The sequence below is a fragment of the Moorena sp. SIO3I6 genome (assembly GCF_010672095.1).
The window spans coordinates 1-1,183 of sequence record NZ_JAAHHU010001528.1; the positions used below are offsets into that span (position 1 = coordinate 1).

The 1,183-nt window shown below is 38.3% G+C and carries 3 protein-coding genes; all 3 read left to right on the top strand.

Going from position 1 to position 1,183, the window contains the following annotated elements:
• Nucleotides 1-75 precede the first annotated feature (75 nt).
• On the top strand, nt 76-402 hold the full coding sequence (locus tag F6K49_RS50905) for a transposase family protein (protein WP_293110533.1): 327 nt from the start codon (nt 76-78) through the stop codon (nt 400-402).
• A gap of 66 nt (nt 403-468) precedes the next feature.
• Complete coding sequence (locus F6K49_RS50910; RefSeq protein WP_293110535.1) at nt 469-639, top strand: hypothetical protein; 171 nt, start codon at nt 469-471, stop codon at nt 637-639.
• Between the two features lie 23 nt (nt 640-662).
• Entirely contained in the window at nt 663-1,178 is a 516-nt protein-coding gene (locus F6K49_RS50915; protein WP_293110537.1) for an ISAs1 family transposase, read from the top strand.
• Nucleotides 1,179-1,183 lie beyond the last annotated feature (5 nt).

The window sequence follows — 1,183 nt, forward strand, 5'->3', positions numbered from 1 at the left end:
CAGGGCTATTTCATTCTAAATATAAACAAGATATGGTATAATTGAGCGCAAATTTAGTCTAATCCATCTACTCTTGTGTCTCAAATCGCAATTATAGAAGCCTTTGCAGAGCTCGAAGACCCTCGTCGTCGTGCCGGACAGCGTCATGCCCTGCCACTGTGCCTAGCACTATTTACCGTGGGCTACGCCGCTGGGAATCAAGGATTTTTAGCAATTGGAGATTGGATTTCAAGTTACCGCGAGCAGTTGATTGATCTTTTCAAACCTCCGAAAAACAGGCTACCCTCTTACAGTACTGTCCGTCGTGCTTTACTACATATAAATTATGAGCAGTATTCCCTGTGCCTGGCTAAGTTCTTTAATGTACAACCAGTTCCTGGAGAAACCATTAGTAAGATCTGAAAAGTCCTCAAATGTTCCTATCAAATAGAAAATGATAATCTTAATTCAGCTTCTCACCCAGCCATAATGTTGGTTAGTGCTTACATTGTGGAACGGGGCTTGATTTTAGAACCGTTTGAAGTTGATGCCAAAACCAACGAAATTAAAGCTCTACCAGAATTGATTCAGAAACTTGCTCTCAAGGGAGTTGTTTTTGCTTTTGATGCTATTAATACCCAAAAAAAACTTGTGAGTTAATTATCAAAAGTGGTAATGATTATATTGCTGCCTTAAAAGGTAACCAGCCCAGTCTCTTTAAGGAGGTTAAAACTAATTTTACACCGGAAGTTACTTATCTACAAATTAATAAAGGACATGGTCGAATCGAAAAGCGTCATGTAAGTATTTGTAAAAATCTTGATTCTATCCGTCCTTGGCCCGGACTTACTACTTTGATTCAGGTTAAATCAGAACGTCAAGTATTTACCCATCATGTCATTGAAGTTACTACTGAAACTCGTTATTATATTTCTTCATTGAGTTTAACAGCCCAAGAATTTGCTGAACGTATCCGTGGATATTGGGGTGTTGAGAATAAAGTCCACTATGTTAGAGATGTTACTCAAGGTGAAGATAAATCCAGAATTCGCACTAACCCTCTGCCTAAAATTTTCACCATAGCTCGTAATTTTACACTCAATTTATACCGTGACCAAATGTTTAAAAATATGGCACAAGCTCAACGACTTTGTTCTTTTGGTCTAGACACGCTTAAGCAACTTTTTAGAATGAAATAGCCCTG